We start from the raw sequence: 12,553 nt of genomic DNA, 5'->3' as shown, positions 1-12,553 counted from the left end.
TCAGCACTAATTCAACTATCCGGGAGACTTTTTTAGCGGCTCAGCAGAGGATTCATGCTAACATAGGCGTTTTAAATTTAGAGCTTTGACTATGGCAAAAGAAGATCAGATTGAAATGGATGGCAAGGTTATCGATACCCTGCCCAACACTATGTTTCGCGTCGAATTGGAAAATGGTCACATCGTTACCGCCCACATCTCCGGCAAAATGCGCAAACACTACATCCGCATCCTGACTGGCGATAAAGTCCGCGTAGAAATGACACCTTACGACTTGACCAAAGGCCGCATTACTTTCCGCAATCGCTAACCCGTCTTTCGGGAAAGCGATTGCTTCCCTCGCTTTATACTACTTGATTCAATTCCGAAACGATTAGTTGTTTGCTCTCGATCGCAAAAGCCAACGCATCGTTCTCGACATGCACTCGCACGTGACCGCCATTCGCTAAACGACCGAACAATAAATCTTCTGCCAGCGGTTTTTTGATCTTTTCCTGAATCAATCGCGCCATTGGCCGCGCACCCATTTTTGGATCGCAACCATGTTCGGCCAGCCACGCTCTCGCCGCAGGTTCTAAAGTCAATGTGACATTTTTGTCCGCCAATATGGCTTCCAGCTCGAAAATAAACTTATCGACCACACTGCCCACCACCGCCAAATCCAGCGGTTTGAATTGCACAATTGCGTCCAGACGATTTCTAAATTCCGGCGAAAACCCTCGCTCGATCACTTTCATACTATCGGAAGCATGATTTTGCTGGGTAAAGCCGATAGATGCCCGGCTGCTTTCTTCCGCACCGGCATTAGTGGTCATAATCAAAATGATATTTCTAAAATCCGCTTTGCGACCGTTGTTGTCGGTCAAGGTGCCGTGATCCATCACCTGTAGTAACAGGTTGAATACATCCGGATGCGCTTTTTCCAACTCGTCCAGCAACAACACGGCATGCGGATGTTTGGTCACCGCTTCGGTCAGCAATCCGCCCTGATCGAACCCGACATACCCCGGAGGCGCGCCGATCAAGCGTGATACAGTATGCCGCTCCATGTACTCAGACATATCGAAGCGAATCAACTCAATGCCCAATACTTTGGCTAGCTGCCGAGTCACTTCGGTTTTACCGACCCCGGTAGGACCGGCAAACAGGAACGAACCGATCGTTTTAGTGGTATCGCGCAATCCGGCCCGCGATAGCTTAATTGCCGACGCCAGCTCTGAAATGGCTTCGTCTTGGCCAAACACCAGCATCTTCAGGTTTTTTTCCAAGCTCGACAATTTATCAATGTCGTTTGACGATACCGATTGTGCCGGAACCCTGGCAATTTTGGCGACGATTTCTTCTATCTCGGCAGTATCGATCAGATCCTTGCGATCAATACCGGCAAACAACCGCTGCCTGGCCCCGGCTTCGTCGATCACATCAATGGCTTTGTCAGGCAAATGCCTGTCTGTGATATAACGCGCTGATAATTCCACCGCCAGTCGCAATGCTTCTTGGGTGTATTTCAGGCCATGATGCTCTTCAAACCGCGACTTCAAGCCCTTCAAAATTAATACAGTATCTTCTATCGATGGCTCTATCACATCGATTTTCTGGAAGCGCCGCGCTAGAGCGTGGTCTTTTTCGAAAATACCCCGATATTCTTGATAAGTAGTGGACCCAATACAACGCAATTGTCCGGACGCCAACACCGGTTTGATCAAGTTAGAGGCATCCATAACCCCACCGGAAGCGGAACCCGCACCAATAATGGTATGAATTTCGTCAATAAATAAAATCGAGTCCGGTTCTTTTTTGAGCTGGCTAATTAAAGCCTTGAGTCGTTTTTCAAAGTCGCCGCGATACTTGGTACCCGCCACCAGTGCACCCATATCTAGTGAATAAATCACACTATTCAACAAAATATCCGGCACTTGTTCTTCAACAATTCGTTTCGCCAAACCTTCAGCTATAGCGGTTTTACCGACACCAGCCTCCCCTACCAATAGCGGATTATTTTTGCGGCGGCGGCAAAGCACCTGAATGGTTCTTTCCACTTCCAGCTCGCGGCCGATTAAAGGATCGATGTTGCCTTTCAGGGCTTCTTCGTTCAAGTTGGTTGCGTATTTTTCCAATGGGCTGGACAAAGCTTCATTGCTGCCGCGCTCGGATTCCGGCTCTTCGTTATTTTCTTTTCTGAACTGCTCGATTTTGGAAACCCCGTGCGCCAGATAATTGACCACATCCAAACGAGTGATGTCTTGTTTGTTCAACAGATAAACCGCGTGCGAATCCTGTTCACTAAACAAGGCAACAAATAAGTTCGCGCCGGTGACTTCTTTTTTGTCGGAAGCCTGGACATGAAATACGGCGCGCTGTAAAACACGCTGAAAACCCAAAGTGGGTTGCGTTTCGCGCTGTATACCTTCCGGAATCAAGGAAATGGTTTCATCTATAAATCGGGTTAGTTCGGCCCGCAATGCATTAACATTGCAGCCGCAAGCGATCAAAATCGGTATCGTCGTGACATTGTCCAACAAGGCCAGCAACAAATGCTCGACCGTGATGAATTCGTGTCTTTTGGCATGAGCTCCGGTAAAAGCAGCATTCAATGTCACTTCAAGTTCTTTACTTAGCATGGTTAGCCCTCACGCCTCTTCCATCGTGCACATCAGCGGGTGATGGTGCTCACGGGAATATTCATTAACAATATGTACTTTGGTTTCAGCCACGTCTTTGGTGTAGGTACCACAAACGCCGACACCCTGCGTATGCACTTGCAACATCACCTGCGTTGCTTTCTCTTGGCTCATGTTAAAAAAATCAGTCAATATTTCGACGACAAAATCCATCGGCGTAAAGTCGTCATTAAGCAACATAACCTTATACAGTGGCGGTCTTTTCAGCTGCGGTTTGGCTTCTTGCAGCGCGGTGTTACCGTCACCATCTTTCAAGGGTTCAAAATCTGACATAATCTTTGGTGCTGTGAATCATTGTGGTCTTAAAAATAGCGTCTTAAACATTAAATTTCAATCTTTAGGCACATAAAAAACATTTCTAGTAAAATGCGCGCCTTTTACCGTTTTCTATCAATATCATGGTTTGGAAACCTCACGTCACCGTCGCCGCCGTGATCGAAAAAGACGGTCGCTTCCTGCTGGTTGAGGAGACAACGGCACGAGGCCTTGCGTTCAATCAGCCCGCTGGTCATTTGGAAGAAGGTGAAGATTTAATCAGTGCCGTCAAACGCGAAGTTTGCGAGGAAACAGCTTGGCAATTTGAACCGGAGGCTTTAATCGCCACACAGTTATGGCGCAGAAATCCGCATATGCCCAGCTTTGTTCGCTTCTGTTTTTCCGGCACAGTCAACAACCACAATCCAGAACAAGCTCTCGACGACGGCATTATCGACACTCACTGGTTAAGCCGCAATGAAATTTACGCAAAACGCCAGCAATTGCGCAGCCCTTTGGTATTGACCACTGTGGACGAATACCTGAAAGGTCACCGCTTTCCGCTTAGCATCTTACAGTCTTTTATCGATTTAGAATGAGCAAACACATCATCGTCGGCATGTCCGGCGGCGTCGATTCTTCCGTTACCGCTCTAGCCCTGCAAGAACAAGGCCACAAAGTCACGGGCTTGTTCATGAAAAACTGGGAGGAAGACGACGGCACCGAATATTGCACGGCGATGCAAGACTTAGCCGACGCACAGCAAGTTTGCGACAAACTTGGCATAAAACTAAAAACCGTCAACTTCGCCGCCGAATATTGGGACGAGGTATTTGAAGTGTTTTTGTCAGAGTTTAAGGCCGGCCGCACCCCCAATCCCGACATACTTTGTAACAAACACGTCAAATTCAAAGCTTTTTTGGATTACGCCATTGAAGACTTGGGCGCCCAATATATTGCCACCGGCCACTATGCCCGCGTTCGCGAACAAGACGGCGAATTCCAGCTATTAAAAGGCCTGGATCCCAACAAAGAGCAAAGCTATTTTCTCTATGCGATGGGACAAAAAGCCTTGTCTCGTACCCTGTTTCCAATAGGCCACCTGCACAAGCCGGAAATCCGCGCAATGGCCGACAGAGCCGGCTTTGCCAACAGCCGGAAGAAAGATAGCACCGGCATTTGCTTCATCGGCGAACGCAAATTCAAGGAATTTCTGCAACGCTATTTGCCGCACCAACCTGGTGAAATGCGCACTCCGGAAGGGCAATATATCGGCAAGCATCATGGCTTGATGTATTACACCCTGGGCCAACGCCAGGGCTTGGGCATTGGCGGCGTCAAGGACGCGCCTGACGAACCCTGGTTCGTGTTGGACAAAGACCTGGATAACAACGTGCTGATCGTCGGCCAAGGGCATGAACATCCGCTGATGCTGCATAACACCCTGGAAGCAGGTCAACTGGATTGGTGCTGCAGCCGGCCTTTGACTGAAACCATTCGTTGCGCCGCCAAGACCCGCTACCGCCAGCCTGACCAGGAATGCATAGTCGAACCAACCGACGGCGGCAGCCGCGTCAAAGTCCGCTTCGACGAACAACAACGAGCGATTACGCCGGGACAGTCGGTGGTGTTTTATAAGGGCGAAGTTTGTTTGGGTGGCGGGATAATTGAGTCGAAATATAATCAAACATAAGGATTAACAATGCTAACCAATTTACGCATTAAAAATTTCCGCATGTTAGAGGATTTGGAAATCCCAAAGCTTGGCCGCGTGAATTTAATTGTAGGAAAAAATAATAGTGGCAAGAGCTCTATTCTTGAGGCACTGCGCATCTATGCTGGGGACGCAAATCTTGAGCTACTCAGCGCAATACTGAATGAACATGACGAATCATATAGTTTAGATCGCACATCTCTTGACGGTAGTATAAAAAATTGGCTAGGGCTAAAAAACCTCTTTCCTAATCGAAAGTTCCCTTCAAGTGAAAATATCAATATATCTTTATCATCCAATGAAAAAAATCTTCTAAAAATTGAGTATATCTTTTATTATTTTAAAGATGAATCAGATATTGATGAAGACGGGCAGCCATTTTCCACTCGCCGAAGAGTTATCGTAAAACCTGACTTGTCAAATGTTAAAGATTCAGCTTTATTATATCCGGCAATTCGCATAACCTTAGAATCAGGTAAAAATACAATTCAGGAATTAGAGGAAACCAAAAATCAGTTTTCTACATTTTGGCTCCTGAATTCTAAACTTTATTCATTTGGATTAAGTTATGTTCCGTCAGATTTTTTATCATCAGAACAACTATCTACTCTCTGGGATGAAATAACACTAAGCCCATACGAGAATATTGTCATAAAAGCTTTAAAGTTGATTGATGATCGTATTGAAAAACTTGCATTCATCGAATCTCATCAAAACAACAGCCGTTTTGCGATCGTTAAAACCAAAGATGTTGAAAATAGAATCCCTCTCAGCAGCATGGGCGACGGCATGTCGCGCATATTACAGCTGATATTATCTGTATTTCCTGCAAAAGATGGCATTTTATTAATTGACGAGTTTGAAAACGGCTTGCACTACAGTGTTCAAGAAGAAGTCTGGCGTATCATTTTTCAACTTGCAAAAGAATTAAATATACAAGTATTTGCAACGACCCATAGCTGGGATTGTATCGAGAGTTTTACCAAAACGGCAATTGAAAGCCCTGGCGATGGCATTTTGCTGAAAGTATCCAGAAGCAAACTCACCAGCGATAATGGAAAGATCATTACCACTGTTTACGATGAAGCCGAGTTACAAACCATAACTGCATCAGAACTTGAGATTAGATAATGTCTAAAAAGATATTGTTAGTTGAAGGTAATGATGATCGAGCCTTTTTCAAAGCATTCTGCAAGAAACTGGGACTTATTGATGTCGAAGTACCCGAAATAACTATCGTCACTCCGAAGGACAGGGGCTCACAACGAAACGGCTGGACCAACCTGATTGACCATTTACCAACAGAAATTAAACGCTTACGTAGCGGTGATATTGATAAGTTAGCCATTGTAATAGATGCTGACTTTGAGCTAGACAACAATGGTGGAGTTACTTCAAGACGAGATTTGGTCACCAAGAAAATAAACGACTTTTTACAAAAACAAAATTACGGCCTCTACGAAATATCGGATCAGCCTAATTACAAAACAGGCGATATTTTCAAGCACACAAACGGCTTACCTGATATTGGCTTATGGATCATGCCCGATCATCAAAATGACGGAATGATTGAAAATTTTGTCGAGCAAATGATTTCAGCCAGCGCCGAACAACAATCGCTATTAGCTCACGCAAACTTCTCAATAAATAACTTACCGACCAAGCTATTTAAAGACATTCATTTGTCGAAAGCCAGAATCTATACATGGCGAGCTTGGCAAAAAGAGCCTGGCATAAGATTGCCGGATGCGTTGTCCGAAAACCTATTAACTATCGAAGCCGCTGCTAATTTCAGCAACTGGTTAGTCTCGGTTTTTAAATAATTATCCAAATATTTTCTAAGGAAATAGCTTTATGACACTCACCGCCATCTCCCCCATCGACGGCCGCTACGCCGGCAAAGTCGACGCCTTGCGCCCCATTTTCAGCGAATACGGCTTGATCCGTTACCGGGTCGAGGTAGAAGTGCGCTGGCTGCAAGCACTGGCCGCCGAAGCCAAAATTGCCGAAGTGCCAGCCTTATCCGCCGAAGCGACCACCGTGCTGAATAACATCGTCAGCGATTTTTCCGAAGCCGACGCCCAAGCGGTCAAGGACATCGAGAAAACCACCAACCACGACGTCAAGGCAGTCGAGTATTTCCTGAAGAAAAAGATCGAAGGCAACGCGGAACTGCAGGCCATCAATGAGTTTTTCCACTTCGCCTGCACCTCGGAAGACATCAATAATCTGTCTTATGCGCTGATGCTGAAGGAAGGCCGCGGCCTGATGCTGGCGGAAGTCGATGCGACGATAGACGCGATCAAGCAATTGGCACTGAATAGCGCCGAACAACCGATGCTGTCGCGTACCCACGGCCAGTCGGCGACACCGACCACGGTTGGCAAGGAATTCGCCAATGTCGTCGCCCGCATGCAACGCCAGCGCCAACAACTGGCGAACGTCGAACTGCTGGGCAAAATCAACGGCGCGGTCGGCAATTACAACGCACACAGCGTCGCCTATCCGGATGTGGATTGGGCTGCTTTTGCGCAAAACTTTGTCGAGTCGCTGGGCCTGACTTTCAACCCATACACTATCCAGATCGAGCCGCACGATTACATGGCCGAGTTTTTTCACGCCCTGTCCCGTTTCAACACTATTCTGCTGGACTTCGACCGCGACGTCTGGGGCTATATTTCGCTGGGTTATTTCAAGCAAAAAACCGTGGCCGGCGAAGTCGGCTCCTCGACCATGCCGCACAAGGTCAACCCGATCGACTTCGAAAACTCCGAAGGCAATCTGGGATTGGCGAATGCGATTTTTGGCTTCCTGGCCGACAAACTGCCGGTCTCGCGCTGGCAGCGCGATTTGACCGATTCCACAGTTTTGCGCAACATCGGCGTCGGCATCGCCCACACCAGCATCGCCATACAATCGACCTTGAAAGGTATTTCCAAATTGGAAATCAATCCGGCGTTACTCGATCAAGACCTGGACCAAAACTGGGAAGTGTTGGCCGAGCCCATCCAAACCGTGATGCGCCGCTACGGTATCGAAAAGCCTTACGAAAAATTGAAAGAGCTGACCCGCGGCAATCGCGTCACCGGCGACGGCATGCGTGCCTTCGTCGAGAAGCTGGAAATTCCTACGGAAGCCAAGGCCGAGTTGCTGAAACTCACGCCGCACAGCTACACCGGCTACGCGGCAGATTTGGCCAAGAAAATCGGCTAATCACGGGACCGGTTGTTGCTGAACTTCATCTGGATATTCTTCTTCCTGACCGCCTTCGCCACCGCCGCCTTCAAGCTGCTGGTGCTGGGCGATACCCAGGTGTTTTCCGAGTTGATGAATGCGATGTTCAGCCTATCCAAGACCGCGTTCGAGATTTCGCTGGGGCTTAGCGGCGTGCTGGCCTTGTGGCTGGGCATCATGAAAGTCGGCGAGCATAGCGGTTTCATCGATCTATTGACCAAGGCACTGAATCCTCTATTCAGCCGGTTGATGCCGGAGATTCCCAAAGGTCATCCGGCGCAGGGGGCAATGGTGATGAACATCGCCGCCAATATGTTGGGGCTGGACAATGCCGCGACGCCGATGGGCATCAAGGCCATGCAGGAAATGCAAACCTTGAATCCGCATCCCGAGCGGGCCAGCGATGCGCAGATTTTATTTCTAGTGATCAACACCTCCTCGGTGACGCTGTTTCCGGTAACGATCTTCGCTTACCGGGCTCAACTGGGTGCCGCCAATCCGACCGACGTGTTCATTCCGATATTGATCGCCACCTATATGTCGACGCTGACCGGCCTGCTGGCCGTCGCCGCCGTGCAGAAGATCAATTTGCTGGACAAGGTGGTGATGGCTTATCTGGGCGGCATCACCATCTTGGTCGGCGGCATACTGGCTTATTTCGCGGGCTTGGATCAGGCAGAAATGCTCAAGCAATCGGCTCTGGTCAGCCATGTGATTTTGTTCGGCTTGGTGGTGTCGTTCATCGCCGCCGCTGCCTACAAAGGTCTGAACGCCTACGAATTGTTCGTCGAAGGCGCCAAGCACGGTTTCCAGACCGCGATCACCATCATTCCTTATCTGGTGGCGATGCTGGTGGCTTTCGGAGTGTGCCGGGCCAGCGGCGCGTTGGAATTGATTACCGACGGTGTAAGGCTATTGGTCAATGCTGCCGGCATCGACAACCGTTTCATCGACGGCCTGCCGACTGCACTGATGAAACCGTTCAGCGGCAGCGGCGCGCGGGCGATGATGATAGACACCATGCAGACCCACGGTGCCGATTCCTTTGCCGGCCGGCTGGCATCGGTGGTGCAAGGCAGCACCGAGACCACCTTTTATGTGTTGGCGGTGTATTTCGGTGCGGTGAACATCAAGCAGATTCGCCATGCTGCCGCCTGCGGCATCGTTGCAGACCTTGGCGGCATCGTGACCGCGATTTTGGTGACTTATTGGTTTTTTGGTTAATTATTTTGATTGTCGGCGTATGACGCTACGCTTATGCACCCTACATTTTGTTTTATATTTACATGCAGATACATTTAAAAACCCTCGGCTGCCGTCTCAACGAAGCGGAACTGGAAACCTGGGCACAAGCCTTTCAGGCTAGAGGCCACGACATCACCCGTAACTTGAGCGACGCGCAATTGGTGATCATCAATTCCTGCGCGGTGACTCAGGACGCCGTGAAAAAATCCAAGCAAATGATACGCCGCATTCACCGTGATAATCCGCAAGCCAAGCTGGTGGTCAGCGGCTGTTACGCGACACTGAACGAGGAAGAAGCCGCGCAATTGATGGGCGTGGACTTGATAGTCGGCAACCAGGACAAAAACCAGCTGGTGGAGAAAACCCTGGCCGAACTGAATTTGGATAGCATGCCGACGATGTCGACCGAACCCGGCGAAGTGTCGCTGTTCAGCCGTGGCCGCCAGCGCGCCTTCGTCAAGGTACAGGACGGCTGCCGCTACCGCTGCACCTTCTGCATCGTTACCGTTGCTCGCGGCGAGGAAAGCAGCCGGCCGATTCAAGCAGTCATTGACGAGATCAACGCGCTGCACGCTCAAGGCATCAACGAAGCCATCATCACCGGTGTGCATTTGGGCGGTTACGGCAGTGACATCAACAGTAATTTGGTCGAATTGGTTAGCGAAATCCTGGCTAAGACGGAGATTCCACGCCTGCGCATGGGTTCTCTGGAACCTTGGGAATTGCCGGATGGTTTCTTCGAGTTGTTCAAAAATTCAAGACTGATGCCACATCTGCATTTGCCCTTGCAGAGCGGCAGTGACAGCGTACTACGGCGCATGGCCAGGCGCTGTAAAACGGAGGAATTCGGCCAGATTGTTAAACTGGCCCGAGCGACGATTCCGCATTTCAATATCACTACCGACATCATCGTCGGCTTTCCGGGCGAAACCGAACTGGAATGGCAGGAAAGTTTTGATTACATCAAAAGCCTGGGTTTTGGTCATATTCACATTTTCAGCTATTCGCCTCGGGAAGGCACCAAAGCCGCGGGTTTGCCGGATCAAGTCGATCAGAACACAAAGAAACTGCGCAGCAAGCAATTGCATGAATTAGCCGACACAATGAAGCATAACTTCATTGCCGAAAACCTCGGCGAACAGGCCAACATTTTATGGGAAGGGCAAAAAGAAGCTCAGCAAGATGGCGTGGTCCGCCATTTCGGCTACACACCGAACTATCTAAGGGTAGCCTGCGATGTGGCACCCGACCTCATTCTGGAAAATAGGATAATGTCGGGAGTACTGATAGAAGCGAAACCGGATTTCGTGCTCGTCCGCTTGGATTGAAGCAATAAAAAAGCCGCAAAGCTATTTGCTTTACGGCCTTTTACATAAGAGTAGAACAGTTTAAATCAATACGGATTCGGATCGAGCGGTCCACGCCCACCGCCCTGCATTTCGTCGAATTTCAACACATCTTCGTCTGGAACCTTGCCATCGTGAACCAGATAATTACGTCTGGAAAGATAGGCATTTTTAAAAAACTCGTAACGATCCAGTGCCGCCTCGGTAGCGACTTTTTCCATACCCAGCAGATCTGAGCGCGCGTCGATGACTTTCAATGCACCAGGACCAATCGAAACCGCCGCGCCAATCCAATTTGGATTTATGTAGATACCGGCATAAGTAAACGGATTCATCGCGGCATCGCCAACCAACCCGAACACGCCACGTGGCGAACTGGGTCCGAAAAACGGCAGGACCAAGTAAGGGCCGGTAGGTATTCCCCAATAGCCTAAGGTTTGATCAAAATCTTCATTATGCTTCGGCAAATCGATCATCGTCCCAACATCGATAAGCCCGGCGACACCGATGGTGGTGTTCACCAAGAAACGCGCGCCGTCCTGACCCGATTGCAGGAGTTTTCCTTGCAAAACATCGTTGGTACAAACACCTATGTCATCGACATTGCTGAAAAAATTAGTAACCGCTTGGTCCGCAAAATCGGGCATCACCCAATCGTAGCCTTTGGCAACCGGTTTCATGACATAATCGTCCACGCCGTCATTAAATGATTGCACGCCTCTGTTCCAGCCCTCCCAAGGATCTTTAGGATCGACACCGCGGGTCGTGGCACAACCGTTTAATACGGTCAGTAACCCTAAGATAACCCAACCTTTTTTCCGATCTTGCATAACTTCACCTCACCAATTGAATATTGTTTATACCTATCCAAAACTCACGTAACATAACGCACAACCGACTTTTTTAGCCCATCAAACTCAATGGAAATAAACCTAAATCCGTTAGGCAACCGTTTCAGAGGTTACCTTCCTGTTATTGTCGATATAGAGACCGCCGGCTTTAATTCAAAAAAAAATCCACTATTGGAAATCGCCGCCGTAATAGTCGAACCAGACACTGATGGATGGCTGCATGTCACCGAAAAACATCACTGCAATATCATTCCTTTCAAAAACTCAGAGCTGGATGACGCAGCGCTCAAATTTACCGGTATCGATCCATACCATCCTTTCCGCATGGCTATAGAAGAGAAGGATGCGCTTACCAAGCTGTTTACCCCTATCAAAGCCGCTGTAAAACGTAACGAATGCAAGAGAGCTATTTTGGTTGGTCACAACCCAGCTTTCGATATCAATTTTTTGAACGCCGCTATTGAACGAACCAACTACAAACGAAGCCCGTTTCATCCATTCAGTAGTTTCGATACCGCCACACTCGGAGGGCTAATGTACGGCCAAACAGTTTTAGCAAAAATTGCTCAAGCTGCCGGAATTGTCTGGGATAACGAAAAAGCACATTCAGCACTTTACGACGCCGAACAAACTGCCGAGTTGTTTTGTATGATTATCAACCGCTGGAAAAAATTAAGCGAGTACGAAGCGACGTAAATGTAGCCAATTAGCGACTTAGAACACATTACACCCAAACACATTGGCGAGAATGGCAGAAAGTCCATCGCAATACACGGTCGAATAGGCACGCTGCTGCTTAATTAATATACCTTTTTCGACTAAAGTTTGGAGCCAACGCTCGCCAGCATATTATCAAGCTCGCCTTTATTAAAGAGATCGATAACGATGTCGCAGCCGCCGATTAACTCGCCGTTGATATACAGTTGGGGATAGGTAGGCCAGTGCGAGTATTCTTTTAAGGCTTCACGCACTTCAGGGTCTTCAAAGATATTGATGTGGGCATAATCCGCATTGCAAGCCTGCAAGACTTGCACCACCCGGCTGGAAAATCCACACTGAGGGAAGTCCGGGGTGCCTTTCATGTATAAGACCACAGGATGGCTGGCTAATTGGGCTTGGATTCTGTCTATTGCACTCATGCGTTTTCTCGTTAAACATTGATGGAGGGGATTCTAACAACCCCGTCCGCAAAAGAGAAGGGAGCAGCAGTGGGGTGATTTTGGGTCA

At 48.6% G+C, this 12,553-nt stretch carries 13 protein-coding genes; 9 read left to right on the top strand and 4 right to left on the bottom strand.

All coding sequences use genetic code 11. The features are described 5' to 3' along the window. Positions 1–91 precede the first annotated feature (91 nt). The gene (gene infA, locus ACWAU0_RS22790; RefSeq protein WP_013819653.1) at positions 92–310 is read left to right on the top strand and encodes a translation initiation factor IF-1; all 219 of its coding nucleotides are present in this window, start codon (positions 92–94) and stop codon (positions 308–310) included. Positions 311–344: 34 nt separating this feature from the next. Here the strand turns inward: infA and clpA are convergent, their stop codons facing one another. Both clpA and clpS read right to left on the bottom strand, forming a co-directional pair. Further along, positions 345–2,621: an ATP-dependent Clp protease ATP-binding subunit ClpA gene (gene clpA, locus ACWAU0_RS22785; protein ID WP_033157262.1), complete on the bottom strand. Its 2,277-nt coding sequence runs from the start codon at positions 2,619–2,621 to the stop codon at positions 345–347. A 9-nt stretch (positions 2,622–2,630) separates the two neighbouring features. Then, entirely contained in the window at positions 2,631–2,954 is a 324-nt protein-coding gene (gene clpS / locus ACWAU0_RS22780; RefSeq protein ID WP_020482550.1) for an ATP-dependent Clp protease adapter ClpS, read from the bottom strand. A 125-nt stretch (positions 2,955–3,079) separates the two neighbouring features. On the opposite strand from clpS, the gene ACWAU0_RS22775 reads away from it, so the two are divergent. From ACWAU0_RS22775 to mtaB, 7 genes are all read left to right on the top strand, one after another. After that, positions 3,080–3,535: an NUDIX hydrolase gene (locus tag ACWAU0_RS22775; RefSeq protein ID WP_033157261.1), complete on the top strand. Its 456-nt coding sequence runs from the start codon at positions 3,080–3,082 to the stop codon at positions 3,533–3,535. After that, a complete protein-coding gene (gene mnmA / locus ACWAU0_RS22770) occupies positions 3,532–4,629 on the top strand; it encodes a tRNA 2-thiouridine(34) synthase MnmA (RefSeq protein WP_101051513.1) in 1,098 nt (365 codons plus the stop codon). The genes ACWAU0_RS22775 and mnmA overlap by 4 nt, the downstream gene beginning before the upstream one ends. Before the next feature lie 9 nt (positions 4,630–4,638). Further along, complete coding sequence (locus tag ACWAU0_RS22765) at positions 4,639–5,781, top strand: AAA family ATPase (protein WP_101051512.1); 1,143 nt, start codon at positions 4,639–4,641, stop codon at positions 5,779–5,781. Further along, entirely contained in the window at positions 5,781–6,473 is a 693-nt protein-coding gene (locus ACWAU0_RS22760) for a DUF3226 domain-containing protein (protein WP_101051511.1), read from the top strand. Before ACWAU0_RS22765 ends, ACWAU0_RS22760 begins: the two co-directional genes overlap by 1 nt. Positions 6,474–6,504: 31 nt before the next feature. Then, positions 6,505–7,863: an adenylosuccinate lyase gene (purB, locus tag ACWAU0_RS22755; protein ID WP_101051510.1), complete on the top strand. Its 1,359-nt coding sequence runs from the start codon at positions 6,505–6,507 to the stop codon at positions 7,861–7,863. Between the two features lie 15 nt (positions 7,864–7,878). Further along, on the top strand, positions 7,879–9,108 hold the full coding sequence (locus tag ACWAU0_RS22750) for a spore maturation protein (protein WP_033157458.1): 1,230 nt from the start codon (positions 7,879–7,881) through the stop codon (positions 9,106–9,108). 62 nt (positions 9,109–9,170) lie between these two features. Then, positions 9,171–10,457, top strand: a complete 1,287-nt coding sequence (mtaB, locus tag ACWAU0_RS22745; RefSeq protein WP_101051628.1) for a tRNA (N(6)-L-threonylcarbamoyladenosine(37)-C(2))-methylthiotransferase MtaB — start codon at positions 9,171–9,173, stop codon at positions 10,455–10,457. 65 nt (positions 10,458–10,522) lie between these two features. On the opposite strand, the gene ACWAU0_RS22740 is transcribed toward mtaB, so the two are convergent. Continuing rightward, complete coding sequence (locus ACWAU0_RS22740) at positions 10,523–11,305, bottom strand: MlaA family lipoprotein (protein ID WP_033157256.1); 783 nt, start codon at positions 11,303–11,305, stop codon at positions 10,523–10,525. A 90-nt stretch (positions 11,306–11,395) separates the two neighbouring features. On the opposite strand from ACWAU0_RS22740, the gene rnt reads away from it, so the two are divergent. Then, on the top strand, positions 11,396–12,022 hold the full coding sequence (gene rnt / locus ACWAU0_RS22735; protein ID WP_205453725.1) for a ribonuclease T: 627 nt from the start codon (positions 11,396–11,398) through the stop codon (positions 12,020–12,022). Positions 12,023–12,144: 122 nt separating this feature from the next. On the opposite strand, the gene grxD is transcribed toward rnt, so the two are convergent. After that, positions 12,145–12,465 (bottom strand): Grx4 family monothiol glutaredoxin, encoded by a 321-nt coding sequence (gene grxD / locus ACWAU0_RS22730; RefSeq protein WP_458139350.1) that lies wholly within the window; start codon positions 12,463–12,465, stop codon positions 12,145–12,147. Positions 12,466–12,553: the final 88 nt, after the last annotated feature.

It is taken from the genome of Methylomonas sp. Uni0009 (genome assembly GCF_054188105.3).
The sequence above is the reverse complement of the archived record's forward strand: the minus strand, read 5'-3'. Positions and strand labels throughout refer to the sequence as shown.

Bases quoted from the DNA above. Each gene is read 5' to 3' on its own strand.
- infA (WP_013819653.1), top strand. From the start codon at position 92: ATGGCAAAAGAAGATCAGATTGAAATGGATGGCAAGGTTATCGATACC.
- grxD (WP_458139350.1), bottom strand. From the start codon at position 12,465: ATGAGTGCAATAGACAGAATCCAAGCCCAATTAGCCAGCCATCCTGTG.
- clpS (WP_020482550.1), bottom strand. From the start codon at position 2,954: ATGTCAGATTTTGAACCCTTGAAAGATGGTGACGGTAACACCGCGCTG.
- mnmA (WP_101051513.1), top strand. From the start codon at position 3,532: ATGAGCAAACACATCATCGTCGGCATGTCCGGCGGCGTCGATTCTTCC.
- ACWAU0_RS22760 (WP_101051511.1), top strand. From the start codon at position 5,781: ATGTCTAAAAAGATATTGTTAGTTGAAGGTAATGATGATCGAGCCTTT.
- rnt (WP_205453725.1), top strand. From the start codon at position 11,396: ATGGAAATAAACCTAAATCCGTTAGGCAACCGTTTCAGAGGTTACCTT.
- clpA (WP_033157262.1), bottom strand. From the start codon at position 2,621: ATGCTAAGTAAAGAACTTGAAGTGACATTGAATGCTGCTTTTACCGGA.
- purB (WP_101051510.1), top strand. From the start codon at position 6,505: ATGACACTCACCGCCATCTCCCCCATCGACGGCCGCTACGCCGGCAAA.
- ACWAU0_RS22775 (WP_033157261.1), top strand. From the start codon at position 3,080: ATGGTTTGGAAACCTCACGTCACCGTCGCCGCCGTGATCGAAAAAGAC.
- ACWAU0_RS22740 (WP_033157256.1), bottom strand. From the start codon at position 11,305: ATGCAAGATCGGAAAAAAGGTTGGGTTATCTTAGGGTTACTGACCGTA.
- mtaB (WP_101051628.1), top strand. From the start codon at position 9,171: ATGCAGATACATTTAAAAACCCTCGGCTGCCGTCTCAACGAAGCGGAA.
- ACWAU0_RS22765 (WP_101051512.1), top strand. From the start codon at position 4,639: ATGCTAACCAATTTACGCATTAAAAATTTCCGCATGTTAGAGGATTTG.